Origin of the sequence: Rhizohabitans arisaemae (assembly GCF_025996515.1) — a bacterium.
Classification (GTDB): domain Bacteria; phylum Actinomycetota; class Actinomycetes; order Streptosporangiales; family Streptosporangiaceae; genus Rhizohabitans; species Rhizohabitans arisaemae.
Genome location: NZ_BLRH01000029.1, coordinates 305,856 through 325,018, shown reverse-complemented (window position 1 = coordinate 325,018; position 19,163 = coordinate 305,856). Strand labels below are relative to the sequence as shown.

Sequence of the window (19,163 nt, the reverse complement as noted above, 5' to 3'; positions counted from 1 at the left end):
GTGTCGGGTCATAGCCATTCGTCGTTCTTGTCGATGGGCGGGGCAGGCCCCCCGCCGGCCGGGTCCAGGCCGGGCCTGGTGGGATACCCGAACGGGTCGGGCCCGTGGGACAGGACCGGGACCGGGTTCACCGAACCCGCGACCGGCCGCCGCTCATCCCGGACGATCAGTGTCAGGCGGGGCGGGGGCAGCTCGACCAGGCCGCCGGAGACGACGTCGTCCCGCGAGCCGGACGGGCTCCACACCGAGACGGCGCCGTCCCCGGTACGCCGGACCAGGTAGGGCCGGTCACCCGGCTGAGACGGGTGGTCGAGCCGCGGATGCGGGCCGTCCTCGTCCCGCACCATGAACCGGAACTCCTCCGACCATCTGTTCGGCGCCCGCAGCGGCGCACCGAACGGCTCGCCGTCACGGGCGAGTACGGCCACCAGGCCGCGCACGTCCTTCGCCTTCCGGGCCGCCCGGCGTCGCCCGTACAGGAACGCGAGAATCAGCGCGATCAGCACGAGCGCCCCCAGCAGGGCCCAGCGATTGCGCTCGGCGAATCCCGGTTCCGTCCTGAGCTCGAAGCCGAGCAGCGCGTTGCCGTACACGATCCGCGCGTCGGCCGCGTCCACCACCCGCAGGGTCAGCGACGTCGGGCCAAGCGGTGCCTCCGCCCCGGCGACGAGGTGAAACTCCCGTTCGGCCTGCCCCGGGGCGATGTCGATCGGCCCGCTCGGCGAGACGCTCACGCCGCCCCGCGGGGAACCGTCCACGACGAGCCGAACCCGCCGGCGCTCCCCGGTGCCGTTGCCGGTGAGGATCCGGCCGGGCAGGCTCAGCCCGGGCCAGGCCTGCTCCGGTGGGACGAACTCCACCCGGGCCTGCAGCGCCGTCCCGCCCGCGCTCACCCGCACGGTGACCGGCACCCGATCGGCGTTCAGGCCGGGGCCCGCGGCGTTCCCCTCCACGGTCAGCACACCCTCCGACGAGGGCGCGGTGAAGGTCCCGGCGTACCGGCCGTCGCCCGAGATCTCGTCGGGGGCCCGCCCGTCGTCCCTGACCGGCACCTCGACCGGTCCGCTGAGCCCGTCGCCGGTGACGGTCGCCCCGATGCGCATCCCGCGCAGGGCGTCGCCGCTGGGCGTCACGCCCTTCCTGGTGATCAGAGAGACCCGGACGACCAGCTGCTTGCCGGGCTCGGTGCTCGGCGGCTCCACCACGATGAACGAGCGGACCGCGCCCTGCCAGTTCACCGAGGCGCTGACGATCCGCTCCCGGTAGCCCGGGGGTGCGTTCAGCTTCACCTCCCACCTCCCGGGCCGCGGGTCGGTGATCCGCAGTGCCTCGGTCGCGGTGTTCTCGCCGCTGCGCTCGAAGGTCGAGTCGTCGGACCGGCCGCTGGTGACGACGGTCACCCCGGCCGGGTTGACGTACTCCACCTTGACCCGGGGGTCGCCTTTGGTGACGACGATCGAGCCGACCGTGGCGAGTTCGGGGATCCGCACCGTCAGCGTCCGGGTCCCGCCCGCGCCGAGGGAACCGGTGTCGGGCTCCTCCAGCGCGGAGCAGGACGCGGCGGCGAACAGCCGGTGCAGGGTCCTGGCCACGGTCGTGGAGTCGGTGACCACCTGGGCCCGCGGGCGGGATTCGGGGCGGCCGTCGCACGCCTGCTGGGATCCGCCCGCGGCGAAGGCGTCCAGCGCCTTCCTGTTCGCGGTGCCGAAACCGAGCGGCCACACCTGGACCCCGGATGACCTGGCCACCCGGAGCTGGTCGTCCACCACCTGCTGCGCCGCCGCGTTCCGATCCCCGCTGCCGTAGTTCGGGCTGTTGCGGACGTCGAGCTCACCGTCGGTGAGCAGGAGGATCACCTTCAGCGCCCCGTCGGGGGAGCCCGCGGCGAAGTAGGACAGCGCCTTGGTGAGCGCGGCGGCGTGATCGGTGTCGTTGCCCTCCATGGGGGTCCGCCGCTTCAGCTTCCGCACGCATTCGGCGAGGTACTGCAGGTTCGCGGGGCCGCTAATCACGGTCGGCCGGCACCGCTCCGTGGCCGCCTCCTGGCCTCCGCCGTTGTTGCTGCCGAAGCCGAGTACGGTGACCCGGTTCCTGGGGTTGAGGCCGCTCTGCGCGATCGTCGAGGCGGCCTCGATCTCCCGGGTGACGTCGTCCTCGGTGAGGCTGCCGGATTCGTCGACCGCGACCACGATGTCGAGCGGTGTCGGCTCCGGCTCCTCGGCCGGCATCGCCGCCGCGGGGGGGCCGGTCAGCGGAGTCAGCAGAATCAGGGCGCCCACCGTCAACGCCCGTTTGAGTGCCGTTGTGCGCCTGCGAGCTGTCACGCGCTATCGCCACCTCACCGAGGTATCGCCGACCGTCTGGCTATGGGCTTTTATCTGTACCTGAGTTCAAATCAAGGGATAAGTAGACGGAGAACGGTGTTCGCACATCGTAAGAGGAACGATCCAGGAAGCCGCTCAGAAAAGCGATCATGTGGCCCGATCCCCCCACCAAGGATTACCTAACCACTCAAACGACCTCTGAAGTCCACCAAACGATGGACTTCACCAGAGGAGGACGCCGCCGACGCTTTCCCGGTTTACCCATCAGGCTCGGCAATCGGCTTCCCCACCTAACGCGCCCGGACTCTCGGTTCGTGCTTTTGGATGCCCGGTAAGACCATTGGACCGCCAGGGTGACGGGTGGCTCCAACGCCGGATGCGGACCGGGACCTCACCCGATTTACCCCCCAATCACGAGGAAAGTAAGGCATGAGGATTAAATCATGAAACCAGGTCCGGTTAACATGTTTTTCAGCCTTCCGCTCCCTTGCACTAGTACGATTACCGGCGTTTTGCAGTCGCACCTATTTGATCTTGACGACAAGCCGATTCCGAATGAATCAGCCATTCATCGAATCTGTCATTAATTTGCCATGGAGTCCGCTTAGAACAGGCGTTGCCGTCGCATTCATGGGGTAGTTCTTGATCATGGCATCACATCGTGGCGCCATTACAGATATCCGATTTGCGAATACACGGGATAACGGGAAACATAGTGATTCACCCATTTGTCACCAAACATGGGCGGCCCATCGCGGTCGTGACACTCATTGGTGGCCTTCTCATCACGTGGCCGCAGGCCACGTCCGCCGCCACGGGGGGTCAGGGCGAGCCCGGCGCCGTCCGGGTCGCGGCCGACGACACCCAGCGTGACCCTGCGGTGGAAGACGACTGCGGCTTCCAGTGGTTCTGGGGCTGCCCAGGTGAGCCCGGACCCAGGGGCTTCACCGGCCCTAGAGGGAAGCAAGGACCCACCGGCCCTCCAGGACCCCGCGGGCCATCCGGCCCACCCGGACCCACGGGATCTCGCGGACCGACCGGCCCGCCCGGACCGAGTGGCCCGCCCGGACCATCAGGGCCTCCCGGACCATCCGGATCTCACGGACCGTCTGGCCCGCCCGGACCGTCTGGCCCGCCCGGACCATCAGGGCCTCCCGGACCGAGCGGACCTCCCGGACCATCCGGATCTCACGGGTCATCCGGCCCGCCCGGACCGTCTGGCCCGCCCGGACCGTCTGGGCCTTCCGGACCGCCCGGACCGCCTGGAGCCGGTAGCGGCCTGGACTCCGCGTTCCAGGGCAACAACAAGTTCATCGGGCTCGTGGCGGCGAACAACATGACCCTGATCCGGGATCCGCGGACGACACCTCCGTGGAACAACATCTCCACGCTGACGGGCTACCCGTCCGGCGTGACCGACGTCTCGCTCGCCGTCATGGGGAACGACCTCCACGTGACGGTGCGGAACGCGGCTGGGAACGTGGCGCAGACATCCTGCACCGTAGCCCCGACACCGGGTACCGGCAGCAACCCGGCATGGCCGGCTAACTGCACGGCCTTCGTCAACCACACGCCGCCGAACAACTGATCCATCTCGGCATCAGGCGTCAAGGCGGGTGCCGTACCCAAGGTGCTTGGGTACGGCACCCGCTGTTTTGTCCAGAAATAAGTAACTGAAAGCCGACAAGTCAACGCGGATACGAAAACCGGTCCAGCCGTCGTCAAGCTCGACACATCGCGATTCAGCGTTGCGATTCCCATAATTCTATGATCGCCATATGACCGGCGATTTACCACCAAGATCAAACGATCTTGAGATGGTCGCGTTGGCGCGATATACAGCGGCTTGGCAACACTGCCATCAATTTGCCATTCAACCCGCTTCAAGCAGGCATCGACCCCATATCCAGCGGGTAACTTTCCCTCACGTCGCACCCATTAGTGCGACGTCTCGAAAATATCCGATTTGTGAATTCACAGGATACCGGGAAATATAGTGATTCGTTCAATCGCCATCAAACACGCACGGAACTTCGTAGTCACGACGGCACTGGTCGGCGGACTCATCGCCGCAGGATCGCCGGCCATCGCCGACACCGCGGAGACCAAGGCGGCCGACAAGGCCACGAGCGCCACCGTCAAGCGCGGCCCGATGAAGGAGTCCACCGGCCACCGCTGGGACGGCTGGGGCTGGGACGACGACGACTGGGGCGGCTGGGGCGGCGGCTGGGGCCGCGGCGGCGGCTGGGGCGGCGGCGGCTGGGGCCGCGGCGGCGGCTGGGGCGGCGGCTGGGGCTGGGACGACGACGACTGGGGCGGCTGGGGCAACAACCACGGCTGGGGCAACAACCACAGCTGGGGTGACGACGACTGGGGCAACCACTGCGGCTGGGGCAACAACGGCGGCAGCTGGGGCAACCACTGCGGCTGGGGCAACAACGGCGGCAGCTGGGGCAACCACGGCTGCAACACCACCACCACGGGAGCCGGCTGCGGCCCGGTCTGCGACATCTGCCAGTGCCGAAACCACCGCAAGTGGTGCCACGCCTGCAACTTCTGCCCCAGGCACAGAAGGCACCACCGCCCGAAGCCTCATCACAACGGCCATAACGGCAACGGCAACGGCAACAACGGCGGCAACAACGGTAACAACGGCGGTAACAACGGCGGTAACAACGGCGGCAACAACAACGCGGCTCTTCAGCCGGGTGCCTGAACAGGCGCCACACCACAGGCCTCGTGGTCCGCAGGGACCGCAGGGTCCCCAGCAGCCCGAACCCGGTGCTGCCGGTGAGGGAGCATAAGTAGGAACTCGGGATGACCCATCCCGCTTTTCCTTGGGGGCTCTCCGGATCATCCGGAGAGCCCCCGACGCGTCGGGTGGAAGATGCGCCTATTAGCGCCGGGCACATCCTCCATTTCTCGCACGGCCAAAACACAGAATCTTGTCTGGATTTGTCGCTTTTCCACTGATTTGCTGAGACATATCGGTTATTGATGGACTATTCCCTTAGGGAATACAACGATGTCGAAGCCGTCGGTGAAAACAGCGACAGCCCGGGCAATCACCGCCATATCGAAGGCCAAGAGCGGCGAAATCAGCACTGCGGTACAGTCCCCCGCTTCAGCCCCATCGGGGCCTGGGGAACCCTCGCCCCCTGCTCCATTACAAACGCGGGCCACACGGTGACCGAGTCGTAGGCGACGTGGAGCGGCTCCCGCGGCTCGGAGCACGGCCGCGTGCCGTTCATCGGCACAAACCGTCACGTCCGGCCGCCCGGCGTGCCCCGTACCCCACGCGACCGTGAACCGGCCGACCGGCCTGGCAGGGCGAAGGGGCTTTGAGGCTGTATTGAGAAATCTCGGATACACCTATTGCATGGAACGGCCCGACCGAGTGCTCGTCGTGGACGACGAACCGAACATCGTCGCGCTGCTGTCACAGACGCTGCGACTGGTCTCCTTCAACGTGCGGACCGCCGAGAGCGGCTCCAAGGCGCTGACCGCCGCCCGGGAGTTCGACCCCGACATCGTGATCCTCGACGTCATGCTGCCCGACCTGGACGGCTTCGAGGTGGCCAGGCGGCTGGGCGAGGTGCCGGTGCTGTTCCTCACCGCTCGGGACACCGTCCAGGACCGCGTGCAGGGGCTGAGTCTCGGCGCCGACGACTACGTCACCAAGCCTTTCAGCCTGGAGGAGGTGGTGCTGCGGATCAGGGCCATCCTGCGCCGCAGCCGCGCGTCCCTCCCGGCCGCCGACCATGTGCTGCGTTACGCGGACGTCGAGCTGGACGAGGAAGCGCACGAGGTACGGCGGGGCGGCAACCGGGTGGACCTGTCCCCCACCGAGTTCAACCTCCTCGCCTACCTGCTCGTCAACGCGGGCCGGGTGGTGAGCAAGGCGCAGATCCTGGACAGCGTCTGGCGCTACGACTTCGACGGCGACTCCAGCATCGTGGAGTCCTACGTCTACTACCTGCGCAAGAAAATCGACCGATGGGATCCCCCGTTGATCCACACGGTCCGCGGGGTCGGGTACACGCTCCGCCTGCCGCGAGGAGCCGGTTCATGAGGACACCCGGACGCTGGACGCTGCGCACCCGGCTGGTCGTGGCGACGGTCGCGTTGACCGCCATCGCCCTGACGCTGGCCAACACGCTCGCCGTGACACTGCTCGGCAATCATCTGACCGACCAGGTGGACGCACAGCTCAGGTTGGCCGTGACGGCCGCCGCCAAGGCGCCGGGCCCACCACCGACGTCGTCGTGGCGGTTCCCCCGCACACCGGACACCGCGATAATCCTCCGAGCGGGTTCGGAGTGGAGTCCCCAGGAAGACAGGGTCGTCAAGAAGATAATCGGCGAGCGGCGCCTGCTGCTCTTCACACCGGAAGGGCAGCTCGCCGGGGAGTTCCCGGGGCGGGTCTCCACCCGGCCGGTGCCCGACCCGCCGCAGGAGACCCCGGGGTTCACCGACAACCGGCCGATGCTCGGCGCGGCACAGGACATCCCGCGGAGTACGCCGTACACGGTACCGGGGACGAACGGACCGTCCTGGCGGGTGTACGCCCTCCCGATGTCGAACGGCGGGACCGCGGTCATGACCGCGTCGCTGGCCGAGGTCGAGGCGACCCAGACATGGATGATCTCCATCGGCGCCGGCATCACCGGGGTCGTGCTGCTCCTGCTCGGCCTCGGCGCCGCCGCGCTCGTACGGCTGGGCATACGGCCCCTCACCCGGATGGAGGAGACGGCCGCGCAGATCGCCGCGGGCGACTTCGGCCGGCGAGTGCCGGAACCCGACCCGCACACCGAGCCGGGTCGCCTCGGCGTCGCGATGAACGTGATGCTGGAGCGGGTGGAAACGGAGATCGCCGCACGGGCGAAGTCCGAGGCGCGGATGCGCCGGTTCCTCGCCGACGCCTCCCACGAGCTGCGGACCCCGCTGACGTCGGTACGGGGCTTCGCCGAGCTCTACCGCCGGGGCGGCGCGCCGCCGGGGCCGCCGCTGGACGAGACGATGCGCAGGATCGAGGACGAGGCCGAGCGGATGGCCCTGCTCGTCAACGACCTGCTGGTCCTCGCCCACCTGGACGAGGAGCGCCCGATGGACACAAGGCCCGTGGACCTGCTGGAGATCGCCGCGGACACGATCCGGGACGCGCGGGCCCGCCTGCCCGAACGGCAGGTGCGGCTCACCGGGTTCGACTCCCTCGCCCCCATCATGGTGCGAGGGGACGAGGCCCGGCTCCGCCAGGTGGCGGCGAACCTGGTGTCCAACGCGCTCGCCCACACCCCACCGGACGCGAAGGTCACCGTACGGGTGGGCTCCGGCGTCGCCGCCGTCGCCCCCGACGCCGCGATCGGGACCGGCGCGAACGACCTTCGGAGCATGGGGGTGCTGGAGGTGTGCGACACCGGCCCCGGCGTCCCGAGGAAACACGCGCCCCACATCTTCGAACGGCTCTACCGGGTCAGCGAGAGCCGTTCCCGTACCGAAGGCGGCGCCGGTCTGGGTCTCGCCATCGTGGCCGCGATCGTCAAGGCGCATCAGGGCCGGGTGGAGCTGGCGACCACTCCCGGCAAGGGGGCCGCCTTCCGGGTGCTGCTCCCGCTGCAGACCCCGGAGGCGGCGTCACCCTGACTCCGGGTCGCCGTACCTGGGTACGGGGCGGCTGAGCATCACGCCGGAGTGAAGTCGACCTACGTCGAACGGGTGCCGCTTCGTTGCGTCATTCCAAGGTTGCTCCCAGCCGGCTCCGGGGTCGTTCCGATCCACGGGTTCCACGATCGCAGGCATGAGAAAACCACTCTCAGGCATGAGAAGACCACTCGCCGCGGCGGCGCTGGTGGTGTTCGCGGCCGGGTGCGGCCAGGCCGCGCAGTCCGCGGGCATCGCCTCGGTGAGCGGGGCCCGGCCCGCCGCGGCTCCGGGGGGGAGCCCCTCCCCGACCGCCTCGATCGACCCCCGGGAGAAGGGACGGCTGTTCGCCCAGTGCATGCGGGAGAACGGCGTCGACATGCCCGACCCCGGGGCGAACGGCGGCGCGGTCAGGGTGGAGCGGCGACCCGGCGACGCGAAGATGGAAAAAGCCCTGGAGGCCTGCCAGTCCAAGGCCGGACCGGGGACACGCAAGCCGCTCGACCCGGCGGAGCAGGAGAAGTTCCGCGCCCTGGCCCGCTGCATGCGGGAGAACGGCATCGACATGCCCGACCCGGACTTCTCCGGCGGCCGGGTCACGATTGGGGGCGGGGACCTGAAGAAGATCAATCCCAGGGACGCCAAGTTCCGTGAGGCCATGGAGACCTGCCGGAACAAGGTCGGCATCACCGGGGGGCCCGGCCGGTGACCGAGAACAACCGACCCGCGACGCGCCGCCGCGGCCGGCGGGCGAAGGCGGTCGCGGCCACCGGCGCGGTCGCCCTCCTCGCCGCCGCGGTGGCCGCCGCCGCATTCGGCTTCGGCGGCGAGGCCCGGACGGCCGTCGCCGAACGCAAGCCCCCTGCCACGGCACAGGTGACCCGGGCCACGCTCACCGAGACCAAGACCGTGGAGGGCAACCTGGGCTACGGAGACCAGGTCACCGTGCAGACCGGCCTGCAGGGCACGATCACCTACCTCCCGGCGCAGGGTGTCGTGATCACCCGGGGACGGGCCGTCTACAGCGTCGACGCCGATCGCGTCCCCCTGCTCTACGGGGCCACGCCCCTCTACCGCACGCTCCAGGACGGAGTGGAGGGCCAGGACGTCAAGCTGCTGGAGAAGAACCTGGCCGCGCTCGGCTACGACGGCTTCACCGTGGACGACGAGTACACCTGGACCACCCGTGAGGCGGTCGAGCGGTGGCAGGAGGACATGGGGGTCCCGGTCACCGGAAAGGTCGAGCCCCGCGACGCGGTGGTCCGGCCGGGGCCGATCCGGGTCGCCGAGCTCAAGACCACGCTCGGCGCCGCCGCGGGCGGACCGGTGCTCACCCACACCGGCACCACCCGGGAGGTGACCGTCGCCCTGGACGTCGCCGACCAGCATCTGGTCAAGAAGGGCCAGAAGGCGACGGTCGAGCTGCCGGACGGCTCCACCGTGCAGGGGAAGGTGAAGTCGATCGGCAAGGTCGCCTCCCAGACCACCGCGCAGGAGGAGACCACGACCACCGTCGACATGGTCGTCTCGGTCCCGGACAACGCCAAGCTCAAGAGCTTCGACACCACCCCAGTGGAGGTTGTGATCGTCGCCGAGCAGCGGAAGAACGTGCTCGCCGTCCCGGTCACCGCGCTTGTGGCGCTGGCCGAGGGCGGGTTCGGCGTGCAGGTCCTGCAGGGCTCGGCGTTGAGCTACGCGGCGGTGGAAACCGGGATGTTCGCCGACGGCAAGGTAGAGGTCACCGGGGTTCCTGAGGGGACGACCGTGGTGGTGCCGAAATGATCGTCGAACTCGCCGAGGTGAGCAAGGTCTACGGCGGTGACGTGGCGGCGCTGCGCGGGGCGAGCGTGACGATCGAGTACGGCGAGCTGGTCGGCATCGTCGGCCCCTCGGGCTCGGGCAAGTCGACGATCCTCAACATGATCGGCACGTTGGACCGGCCGTCCGGCGGGAGCGTGCGGATCGCGGGGCACGAGGTGGCGCGGCTCTCGGACCGGGAGCTCTCCGCGCTCCGGGCCCGTACCATCGGCTTCGTCTTCCAGCAGTTCCACCTCGCCGCCGGGGTGCCGGTGCTGGACAACGTCGCGGACGGACTGCTCTATTCGGGCGTCTCGCTGCGGGAACGGCGCAAGCGGGCGTCGGAGGCACTGGAGCGGGTCGGCCTCGGCCACCGCCTCGACCACCGGCCGCACGAGCTCTCGGGCGGGGAGCGTCAGCGGGTGGCGATCTCCCGGGCGGTCGTCGGCGACCCCGGGCTCCTCCTCGCCGACGAGCCCACCGGGAACCTCGACTCCTCTTCGGGGACGGAGGTGATGAAACTGCTCCGCGACCTCCATCGGTCCGGGACCACCGTTGTGATCATCACCCATGACCGGGACATCGCGGCGGGCCTGCCCCGCCGGATCGAGATGCTCGACGGCCGGGTCGTCAAGGACTCCGGGGCATGCTGACCTCCCGCCGGCGAAACGGTACCCGGCTGACCCCCGCCCGGCTGAGCCCGGCCGACGTGGTCCGGGTCGGCGGGGCCGGGCTGCGTGCCCGGCCGCTCCGGGTGTTCCTCTCCGCACTCGGGATCTCGATCGGCATCGCCGCGATGCTCGCCGTGGTCGGCATCTCCGCCTCCAGCCAGGAGGACCTGAACCGGCAGCTGTCCGCCCTCGGCACCAATCTGCTCAGTGTCGGCCCCGGCCAGACCCTGTTCGGCGACGACTCCCACCTGCCCTCCGAGGTGGAGGAGATGATCGAGCGGATCGAGCCGGTGCACTCGGCGACCTCCGTGGGCTCCACCGACGCGCGGGTCTACCGCAACCAGCACATCCCCTCCGGTCAGTCGGGCAGCATCGCCGTCCAGGCGGCCAAGCTCGACCTGCTCAAGGACACGGGGGCAAAGCTGGCCTCGGGGGTCTGGCTGAACGAGGCCACCCACCGGTACCCGGCGACGGTCCTGGGCTCGCTCGCGGCGGACCGGCTCGGGGTGGTGCACGCCGGGCCCGAGCAGCGGGTCTGGCTGGGCGGCCGGTGGTTCACGGTCGTGGGCATCCTCGAACCGGCCCCGCTCACCCCCGAGCTCGACACCTCCGCCCTGGTCGGCTGGCCGGTGGCGCAGGAGCGGCTGGACTTCGACGGCTACCCCACGACCGTCTACACCCGGGCCGAGGAGGAGCACGTGACCGCGGTCCAGGAGGTGCTGGCCGCGACGGCGAACCCGCAGAACCCCAACGAGGTGGACGTCTCCCGTCCCTCCGACGCCCTCGCCGCCAAGCAGGCCACCGACGCCACGCTCAACGCGCTGCTGCTGGGGCTGGGCGGAGTGGCGCTGCTGGTCGGCGGGGTCGGGGTGGCGAACACCATGGTCATCTCGGTGTTGGAGCGCCGGGCGGAGATCGGCCTGCGCCGCTCCCTGGGCGCCACCCGGGGCCAGATCCGGCTGCAGTTCCTGGCCGAGTCGCTGCTGCTCTCGGCGATCGGCGGGCTCGGCGGGGTGGCCCTCGGCATCGGGGTGACCGCGGCCTACGCGACCTCGCAGGGCTGGCCGTCGATCGTCCCCGTCTGGGCGACGGTGGGCGGCGTGGCCGCAACGATGATCATCGGCGGGATCGCCGGCTTCTACCCGGCGGTCCGCGCCGCCCGGATGTCCCCCACCGAGGCCCTCGCCACCTCGTAACCCCCGTCCGGTACGGCGAACGCCGGGGCACCCGCCGAGGTGGCCCGGCGTTCGCCGTGCCCGGCGGCCTCAACCACGCCGGACCCCGCACGCCCGGCGCACGGGCGTCAGCCGTACCGGACGACGCCTTGATCCCCTCAGCAGGGTCACCCACTCAGGCGCCTTGTCTGGCCACGTTGAACCGCGGGTTCACCGACGCTCCGGCGGCCGACGTTCCCCAGCGCGGGCGACAGCCGTACCCGCCATGGGGCCCCGTCGGCCTGGCCCCGTCCGGCATGGCGTGCCACCGCGAGCACGTGTGGGGTCAAGCTCCGGCCTTGCCGGGTTCGACTGACCCTGAGGCGACGTTCAAGGGACCGGCAGGGCGGACCGGCTCAGCGCGGCATGTGGTCAGGGCTAGGGCAAGAGCCGCCACGACACTTTGGCGCGAACACACCGGCTCTCGAATCGCCTTGATAGTGACTCTGTCACCTTCGAATGATTCGGAGTAACAAACATGCGCATAAGAACCATATTTGCGGCGACGGCCTTCGCGTTGGCCGTCTCACCGGCAATGCCGGCCGCGGCCGACGATTCGGTGAACTCGACGATCACGTTCGTGGTCAACGCCACCGGCGGTCTGGACATCTCGGCGCCCGCCGCCGGAACCCTGTTCGCGACGACTCCCGGCAACCCGGCCATCGGTCAGCTCGGCAACGTCTCGGTCGTGGACAACCGCTCCACCCTGAACACCACCTGGACCGCGACGATCGCCGTCAACACGCCGTTCTCCACCGGTACCGGCAGCCCGGCGGAGACGATCACGAACGACAACGTCGTCTACAGCCCGGGGACCGCGATCAACCCGGTGAACGGACCCTTCACGGCGGGCGCCGCGGGCAGCCTGGCGGCCGCCCGTACCGCGTTCACCCGCCCGGCGGGCAGCGGCAACAACTCGGTGGGCTGGAACCCCACCTTCACCGTCAACGTGCCGGCGACCGCGGTGCTCGGTACCTACAACGGGGTGGTCACACATTCCGTCGCGTGACAGCGTGTCACCACGTAGCGCGGTGACGCTTTTCGTTCTGGTGGTCGGCATGGCGATCTCCCTTGTCTCGCTCACCTCGGTGGGCGCCCGGGCGACCGCCGTGCCGCCCCTAGCCGACCCCGCACGGGACACGATCGGCATCCGGCTGGTGGACGCCCCGGTGATCCGGCGCGCCGATCCACGGGCGATGACCTACATCGTCGACCACCTGAAGCCGGGTACGACGATCAGCCGCAGGATCGAGATATCGAACACCACGGCGAACAGCCGACTCATCCAGCTCTACGCGGCGGCGGCCGACATCAAGAAGAACAGGTTCGCCTTCGCCGAGGGACGGACGGCCAACGAACTGTCCGGCTGGGTGAGCGTGGAGCCGACTCAGCTCGACGTCCCCGCCAGGAAGAAGACCGTGGCGCGAGTCACGGTCAAGGTGCCGGAGAATGCCTCGTCCGGTGAGCGGTACGCGGTGCTCTGGGCGGAGAACGCGGCCGCCGCCGACGCCAAGCACAACATCGGCATCAACCATCGGACCGGGATCCGCGTCTATCTGGGGGTCGGGCCGGGAGGCGAGCCGCCCACCGACTTCGCCATCACCGAGATCACGGCGTCCAGGACCACCACGGGGCTCCCGGTGGTCACGGCCACCGTACGCAACACCGGCGGGCGAGCCGTGGACCTGAGCGGAACGCTCACCCTCACCGAGGGCCCGGACGCCATGACCGCCGGGCCGTATCCCGTCAAGTCGGGCACCACCCTGGCGCCGGGCGGAGTGGGAAAGGTGCCGGTTCAGCTGGGGGCCCGGCTGCCCGACGGCCCTTGGCGGGCCGAACTGGTGCTGCGGAGCGGGGTGGTGGAACGCACGGCCTCCGCCATGCTCACCTTCCCGCCTCCCGGATCCACCGTGGCGGCCCAGCTCCTCGATGCCGGCGGGATCATGATCTGGTCGGCCTGCACCGCCGTGGCCGTCGGCGTGGGGACACTCGGACTGATCGTGTACCGACGTCGCCGCCGGACCTGACCCCGGCTCCGGTGGTGCGCGGCCCACGACCCCGCGCACCACCGGAGCCGTCGGCCGCGAACGCCGTACCGGATGCGGCCTCGGGCGGTCACGGGCACCGTTTGGGATACAGCCCGGTCTCGGGATCCTGTCCCACCCGGCGCCGATACTCTCGCAGGAACTCCGGATCATCGGTCGGATCGCCGTCGTCCCTGGGCCACTTCCGCAACATCTGGTTCCAGATCCGGTCCGCCGCCCTACCCACGATCACCGAGTCCTTGCCCTCCACCGTTTCGCCTCCCGGGGAACCCCACCCACCGAATCGGATGCAGGCGAATCAGTCTCGCAGGACCAGCTGGACCGAGGCGGTACCGAGCAGGCGCTTGGCCTCACGGACGCCGGAGGTGAAAGCCCCGTCGGTGTACCCGAAACGGGTGGGCGAGGTGGCCTCCCCCGCGAACAGGAGGCGGCCCGCGACCGGCGCGGTCAGCGCCTCCGCGTCGGCCACGGTGGTGCCGGCCGGGTAGTGGCTGTAGGCGCCGCGGGAGAAGGGGTCGTGGTGCCAGCGGGTGACCTCGACGGCGACCGGCGGCGGAAGCCTGCGGCCCAGCGCGCGGTCGAGCACGGCACGGGCGTGCTCCACGGTCTCGTGCTCGCTCCAGGAGGCGACGGCCGCGCCCGCCGGGCCGCCCGCCAGCGCGATCAGGGTGGGCGCGCCCAGCGGACCGGTCGCGTCCAGCCAGGCCCGCAGCGGGGTGTCCCCGTCTCGGATCAGCAGGCCGGGGAGCTTCTCCCAGCACCGGGTCTCGTAACGCAGCACCACCTTCTCGAACTCCCCGAAGCCGATCGCGTCGATCGCCCGCAGCTTCGGCTCGGGCAACGCCGGACGGAACTCGATCGCCCCGGACTTCAGCACCCCGAGGGGTACGGTGACCAGCACGTGGGAGCCGCGTTCGGTACGGCCGTCGGCGGTCGTCACGCTCACCTCGTCCCCGTCGAGGCGGATTGAGGTGACCACCGCGCCGGTGCGGATCTCCACATCCGGGGTGAGCGCCGCGATCAGGCCGCGATACCCGCCGACGGGCAGGTCGTCGCCGCCGCGGTAACCGGCGGGCTCGGCGAGCGGAGTGACGGGCGCCGTCTCGACGGGGCCGCTGCTCTGGGTCTCGGACACCGTCCGGATGACGAACTCGGTCCAGCGCCGTTCCTCCGGGTCGGCCAACGTGGCCGTGTAGGCGGCGAGCAGGCCGGCGACGGTCTGGGCGGTTCGCTCGCCGGTGGGCCGGCGCGCGGCGGCCGAGCTGAAACGCGCGATCCGGGCCAGCAGTTTGAGGCGTCGGTAGCCGGAGTACCGTTCACCGTCCGTCCCGACCAGCATCGCCCCGGCGACGACGCGGTCGAGGTTGTACGCCGTACGGCGGATCGCCACCCGGTCGGCGAGTTCGGAGAGCGGATTTCCGCCCGGGGTGTGGATCCAGGCGGCGCCCAGATCGACGTCGATCCCGCCGAGCCGGACGGTGTGCGCCCGTCCGCCGCGGCGTTCCCGCGCCTCCAGCACCAGGACGTCGGCTCCCGCGGCGGCCAGGCCACCTGCCGCGGCGAGCCCCGCGAACCCGGCGCCGATCACGATGACGCGCCGTACCGGCCGTACCGATCCGCCGGGAACGTCCCGGTTGCCGTCGTCCACGGTCCACCGGCCGCCCGGCGGCCGCCTGTTCTCGGACGGACCGAGCCCGACGGCCTTCGCCGCGCGGGCCAGGAGATCGCCACCTGTCATGATCACTCCCCGACGTTGTTGTACACCGGACAATAGAAATCTAATGTACGGTGGACAGCGTGATCAAGAAGGCGATGTGAGGCGGGCGAAACACCGGGAACGCCCCCCTCTGTCCCGGGAGCTGATCCTCGCCGCGGTGCTGCGGGCGATCGACGACGAGGGCGTGGAAGCCCTCAGCGTCCGGCGGCTCGCCGGGGACCTCGGCGTGTTCCCGACGGCGCTGTACTACTACCTGCCCTCCAAGGACGCGATGCTGCGCGGGGTGGTGGAGCTGGTGCTGGACGAGATGGACCTCAGTCTGGCCGCCCACGGCGACTGGCGGGAACGGGTGCGGTCGCTGTGCCACGCCCTCCGCCGGGTCGGCCACGCCCACCCCCGGCTGTTCCCCTATCTGATCGCCTATCCGGAGATCACCCTCCAGGAGTACCGGCTCTACGAGGGCCTATACCGGGCACTGGAGGAGGCCGGGCTGGACGCCGCCCGGATCGTGCACGCGGGCAACCTGATCTTCGCCTACGCGAGCGGCTTCACCCTCGCCGAGGTCAACGCCGCCATCGGACCGTCCACCCCGGCCGAGATCGACGAGCTCGGCACGCTACCGGTCGAGGAGTTCCCCGCCACCCACCGGCTGGCCGGGCGGCTCCGCGCCCTCGACCTCGACCACAGCTTCGGCGCCGGTATCGACACGATCATCGCCGGGCTCACCGCCGGCTGACCCCATCCGGCACACGGCTAGTCGGACAAATCCGGCTAAATTCGGTAATTCTAGAATCGGTTACCCTGGGTAAATACCCGTTGACTGAGTAAGGAATGTAGGTAATGCTCGGAGAGTCCCCGACAAGTGGAGGCTCACCGTGAGCGTCACCGATCAGCTGCTCACCAACGCCGAACAGTACGCGTCCGACTTCGACCAGGGCACTCTGGCCATCCCCCCCGCCCTGCGCCTGGCCGTCGTGGCCTGCATGGACGCCCGGCTCAACATCTACGCCCTGCTCGGGCTCCGCGAAGGCGACGCCCACGTGATCCGGAACGCGGGCGGCGTGATCACCGCCGACGAGCTGCGGAGCCTCGCCATCAGCCAGCGGCTTCTCGGCACCCGCGAGATCATTCTCATCCACCACACCGACTGCGGCATGCTCACCTTCACCGACGACGCGTTCAAGGAGTCGATCCACGCCGAGACCGGGATCAGGCCCGACTGGGCCGCGGAGAGCTTCACCGACCTCGACGAGGACGTCGTCCAGTCCGCGGCCCGGATCAAGGTCGACCCGTTCGTCCCGTACACCGATGGCATCCGCGGATTCGTCTACCACGTGGAGAACGGCCGCCTCCGCGAGGTCAAACTCTGACCCTCCCCGCCGCCGAGGCCGGGCCGGCCGTCCCGGCGACGGCGCACGCCCGTCCGCACCGCGGACGGGCGCCGCGGCAGCCGTACCGGGCCTCGGCGGCCGTACGGCATCCGCGGCGACGATCAGCCGAGGCGACCTTTGACCATCGCCACCGGGCCGCCCGGAGGCCTGTCCCCCGCGAACCACTCCCGGCGGTACGGGCGGATCCTCAGGACCCCTGCCCCGGCTTGGCCCGGGCGGCGGAGAAGCCGGAGCGGACCACGACACTCCCGCGCGGAGTGGTGAGCCGGTATCCGCCGTCCCCGATCTCCCGGGTGCTCAGGCCTTCCGCCTGCTCGGCGGTGAGACCCGGGATGGCGATGACGCTGCCCGCCGACGTGGTGATGGTCGCCGTGAGTTCGCCGAGAGTGTCCATCCCCCAACGGTATGCGGGCGCCGACGGGTTCCGCGACCTTTTCCCGGCGCCCGCGATCGGCGCCGCCCCGGCCGTACCCGATCCGCGCCGGAACACTCCCACGGGCGCCTGGAGTGGCCGATCCGCCCGGTGAATATCCTGGAGATTGCCCATCCCGCGCTGTGCTAGCTTTCCGCTACCAGTGCGTTCACACACAGATCATCCTGGAGTCGAGCCGCCATGACGAGGTATCTCATCACGAGCGCCCTCCCGTACATCAACGGGATCAAACACCTCGGCAATCTCGTCGGCTCCATGCTCCCGGCGGACGTCTACGCCCGGTACCTGAGGCAGCGGGGTGAGGAAGTCCTCTACATCTGCGCCACCGACGAGCACGGCACCCCCGCCGAGCTGGCCGCGGCGGCCGCGGGCCTGCCGGTCGCCGAGTACTGCCGGCAGCAGCACGAACTCCAGGCCAAGATCTACGAAGGCTTCGAGCTCTCCTTCGACCACTTCGGGCGGAGCTCCTCCCCGGAGAACCGCGAACTCACCCAGCACTTCGGCCGGACGCTCACCGCGGCGGACCTCATCGAGGAACGCGTCATCAAGCAGGTGTACTCGCCCGCGGACGGCCGGTTCCTGCCCGACCGGTACGTCGTCGGCACCTGCCCGTACTGCGGCTACGACGCCGCCCGCGGCGACCAGTGCGAGAACTGCACCCGGCTGCTCGACCCCGTGCAGCTCATCGACCCGAGGTCCGCGGTGAGCGGGAGCCGTGACCTTGAGGTGCGGGACAGCAAGCACCTCTACTTCCGGCAGTCCCGGCTCGCGCCGAGGATCCGCGAGTGGATCGAGTCCCGGGCCGGCTGGCCCACCCTCACCACCTCGATCGCGCTGAAGTGGCTCAACGAGGGGCTGGAGGACCGGGGGATCACCCGGGACCTGGAGTGGGGTGTCCCGGTCGAGCGGGAAGGCTACGAGGGCAAGGTCTACTACGTCTGGTTCGACGCCCCCATCGAGTACATCGGCGCGACCAAGGAGTGGGCCGACCAGGCACCCGGCCGGGACTGGCGGAGCTGGTGGGAGGACTCGCACTACACCCAGTTCATGGCGAAGGACAACGTCCCGTTCCACTCGATCATGTTCCCCGCGATGATCATGGGGACCGGGGAGTCGTGGAAGCTCGCCGACTTCATCAAGGGCTTCAACTGGCTCACCTACTACGGAGGCAAGTTCTCCACCAGCCGCGGCTACGGGATCTTCATGGACGCCGCGCTGGAGATCCTGCCCCCGGACTACTGGCGCTATTTCCTGATCGCGAACGCGCCGGAGTCCGACGACTCCAGCTTCTCCTGGGAGCTGTTCGCCACCCAGGTCAACAAGGACCTGGCGGACACCCTCGGCAACTTCGTCAACCGGGTGCTCACCTTCAGCCGGAAGCGGTTCGGCGACACCGTCCCCGAGGGGAACCCTGCCGGTGAGCCGGAGCGCAAACTCGCCGAGGAGCTCACCAAGATCCTTGCGGACTACGAGGCCGCGCTGGAGGGCAAGCACTTCCGCCGGGCCGCCCAGCACCTCAAGGCCGCCTGGAGCGCCGGCAACTCCTACCTGGAGCTGAAGGCCCCCTGGATGGAGATCAAGGAGAACCCCGAGGCCGCGGCCCTCACCCTGCGGACCGGGATGAACCTCATCCACCTCTTCGGGCTGATCTCCGAGCCGCTCATCCCCGCCACCGCACGCACCATGCAGAGCCTGTGGGACCTGGAGGAATCCGACCCCGGGTACGGCGCGCGCTGGGCCGAACCCGAGCGGATCGCCCAGCTCGACTGGATCCCCGCCGGACGCGGCTTCCGGGTGCCCGAGGTGCTGTTCCGCAAACTCACCGACGACGACGTCGCCACCTGGCGCGAGCGCTTCGGCGCCCCCGAGAACGCCTGATCCCCGGTACGGCGTGCGGCGAGAACCCACATTCTCGCCGCACACCACGGCAG

17 protein-coding genes are annotated in these 19,163 nt (G+C 69.8%); 13 read left to right on the top strand and 4 right to left on the bottom strand.

The genetic code is table 11. The features are described 5' to 3' along the window. Positions 1 to 8: 8 nt before the first annotated feature. Together RUR_RS13005 and RUR_RS13000 are read right to left on the bottom strand one after the other, a co-directional pair. The gene (locus RUR_RS13005; protein ID WP_283135263.1) at positions 9 to 2,324 is read right to left on the bottom strand and encodes a vWA domain-containing protein; all 2,316 of its coding nucleotides are present in this window, start codon (positions 2,322 to 2,324) and stop codon (positions 9 to 11) included. Positions 2,325 to 3,277: 953 nt separating this feature from the next. Next, positions 3,278 to 3,523 (bottom strand): hypothetical protein, encoded by a 246-nt coding sequence (locus RUR_RS13000; protein WP_283135262.1) that lies wholly within the window; start codon positions 3,521 to 3,523, stop codon positions 3,278 to 3,280. A gap of 137 nt (positions 3,524 to 3,660) precedes the next feature. On the opposite strand from RUR_RS13000, the gene RUR_RS12995 reads away from it, so the two are divergent. The 10 genes from RUR_RS12995 (at position 3,661) to RUR_RS12950 (ending at position 13,673) form a co-directional block, all read left to right on the top strand. Further along, positions 3,661 to 3,912 carry a hypothetical protein gene (locus RUR_RS12995; RefSeq protein ID WP_283135261.1) on the top strand — a complete coding sequence of 84 codons (252 nt, stop codon included), beginning with the start codon at positions 3,661 to 3,663 and terminating at the stop codon, positions 3,910 to 3,912. A 408-nt stretch (positions 3,913 to 4,320) separates the two neighbouring features. After that, a complete protein-coding gene (locus RUR_RS12990; protein ID WP_283135260.1) occupies positions 4,321 to 5,040 on the top strand; it encodes a hypothetical protein in 720 nt (239 codons plus the stop codon). Between the two features lie 663 nt (positions 5,041 to 5,703). Beyond that, positions 5,704 to 6,396: a response regulator transcription factor gene (locus tag RUR_RS12985; protein WP_283135259.1), complete on the top strand. Its 693-nt coding sequence runs from the start codon at positions 5,704 to 5,706 to the stop codon at positions 6,394 to 6,396. Next, positions 6,393 to 7,967 (top strand): sensor histidine kinase, encoded by a 1,575-nt coding sequence (locus tag RUR_RS12980; RefSeq protein ID WP_283135258.1) that lies wholly within the window; start codon positions 6,393 to 6,395, stop codon positions 7,965 to 7,967. The genes RUR_RS12985 and RUR_RS12980 overlap by 4 nt, the downstream gene beginning before the upstream one ends. Before the next feature lie 175 nt (positions 7,968 to 8,142). Continuing rightward, on the top strand, positions 8,143 to 8,673 hold the full coding sequence (locus RUR_RS12975; protein WP_283135257.1) for a hypothetical protein: 531 nt from the start codon (positions 8,143 to 8,145) through the stop codon (positions 8,671 to 8,673). After that, the gene (locus RUR_RS12970) at positions 8,670 to 9,746 is read left to right on the top strand and encodes a peptidoglycan-binding domain-containing protein (protein WP_283135256.1); all 1,077 of its coding nucleotides are present in this window, start codon (positions 8,670 to 8,672) and stop codon (positions 9,744 to 9,746) included. Before RUR_RS12975 ends, RUR_RS12970 begins: the two co-directional genes overlap by 4 nt. Further along, on the top strand, positions 9,743 to 10,414 hold the full coding sequence (locus RUR_RS12965; protein WP_283135255.1) for an ABC transporter ATP-binding protein: 672 nt from the start codon (positions 9,743 to 9,745) through the stop codon (positions 10,412 to 10,414). Before RUR_RS12970 ends, RUR_RS12965 begins: the two co-directional genes overlap by 4 nt. Beyond that, the gene (locus tag RUR_RS12960) at positions 10,408 to 11,628 is read left to right on the top strand and encodes an ABC transporter permease (RefSeq protein WP_283135254.1); all 1,221 of its coding nucleotides are present in this window, start codon (positions 10,408 to 10,410) and stop codon (positions 11,626 to 11,628) included. Before RUR_RS12965 ends, RUR_RS12960 begins: the two co-directional genes overlap by 7 nt. Before the next feature lie 496 nt (positions 11,629 to 12,124). After that, positions 12,125 to 12,655, top strand: coding sequence for a hypothetical protein (locus tag RUR_RS12955; RefSeq protein WP_283135253.1), 531 nt, complete (start codon positions 12,125 to 12,127; stop codon positions 12,653 to 12,655). A 4-nt stretch (positions 12,656 to 12,659) separates the two neighbouring features. Then, on the top strand, positions 12,660 to 13,673 hold the full coding sequence (locus tag RUR_RS12950) for a peptidase (RefSeq protein ID WP_283135252.1): 1,014 nt from the start codon (positions 12,660 to 12,662) through the stop codon (positions 13,671 to 13,673). 316 nt (positions 13,674 to 13,989) lie between these two features. On the opposite strand, the gene RUR_RS12945 is transcribed toward RUR_RS12950, so the two are convergent. Further along, positions 13,990 to 15,429 carry an NAD(P)/FAD-dependent oxidoreductase gene (locus tag RUR_RS12945; RefSeq protein ID WP_283135251.1) on the bottom strand — a complete coding sequence of 480 codons (1,440 nt, stop codon included), beginning with the start codon at positions 15,427 to 15,429 and terminating at the stop codon, positions 13,990 to 13,992. Positions 15,430 to 15,505: 76 nt separating this feature from the next. Between RUR_RS12945 and RUR_RS12940 the strand changes: the two genes are divergently transcribed. Further along, positions 15,506 to 16,144, top strand: coding sequence for a TetR/AcrR family transcriptional regulator (locus RUR_RS12940; RefSeq protein WP_283135250.1), 639 nt, complete (start codon positions 15,506 to 15,508; stop codon positions 16,142 to 16,144). A gap of 139 nt (positions 16,145 to 16,283) precedes the next feature. Then, entirely contained in the window at positions 16,284 to 16,778 is a 495-nt protein-coding gene (locus RUR_RS12935) for a beta-class carbonic anhydrase (RefSeq protein ID WP_283135249.1), read from the top strand. A gap of 208 nt (positions 16,779 to 16,986) precedes the next feature. Here the strand turns inward: RUR_RS12935 and RUR_RS12930 are convergent, their stop codons facing one another. Further along, positions 16,987 to 17,193 (bottom strand): hypothetical protein, encoded by a 207-nt coding sequence (locus tag RUR_RS12930; protein WP_283135248.1) that lies wholly within the window; start codon positions 17,191 to 17,193, stop codon positions 16,987 to 16,989. 219 nt (positions 17,194 to 17,412) lie between these two features. Between RUR_RS12930 and metG the strand changes: the two genes are divergently transcribed. Then, positions 17,413 to 19,110 carry a methionine--tRNA ligase gene (metG, locus tag RUR_RS12925; RefSeq protein ID WP_283135247.1) on the top strand — a complete coding sequence of 566 codons (1,698 nt, stop codon included), beginning with the start codon at positions 17,413 to 17,415 and terminating at the stop codon, positions 19,108 to 19,110. The last annotated feature ends 53 nt before the right edge of the window (positions 19,111 to 19,163 follow it).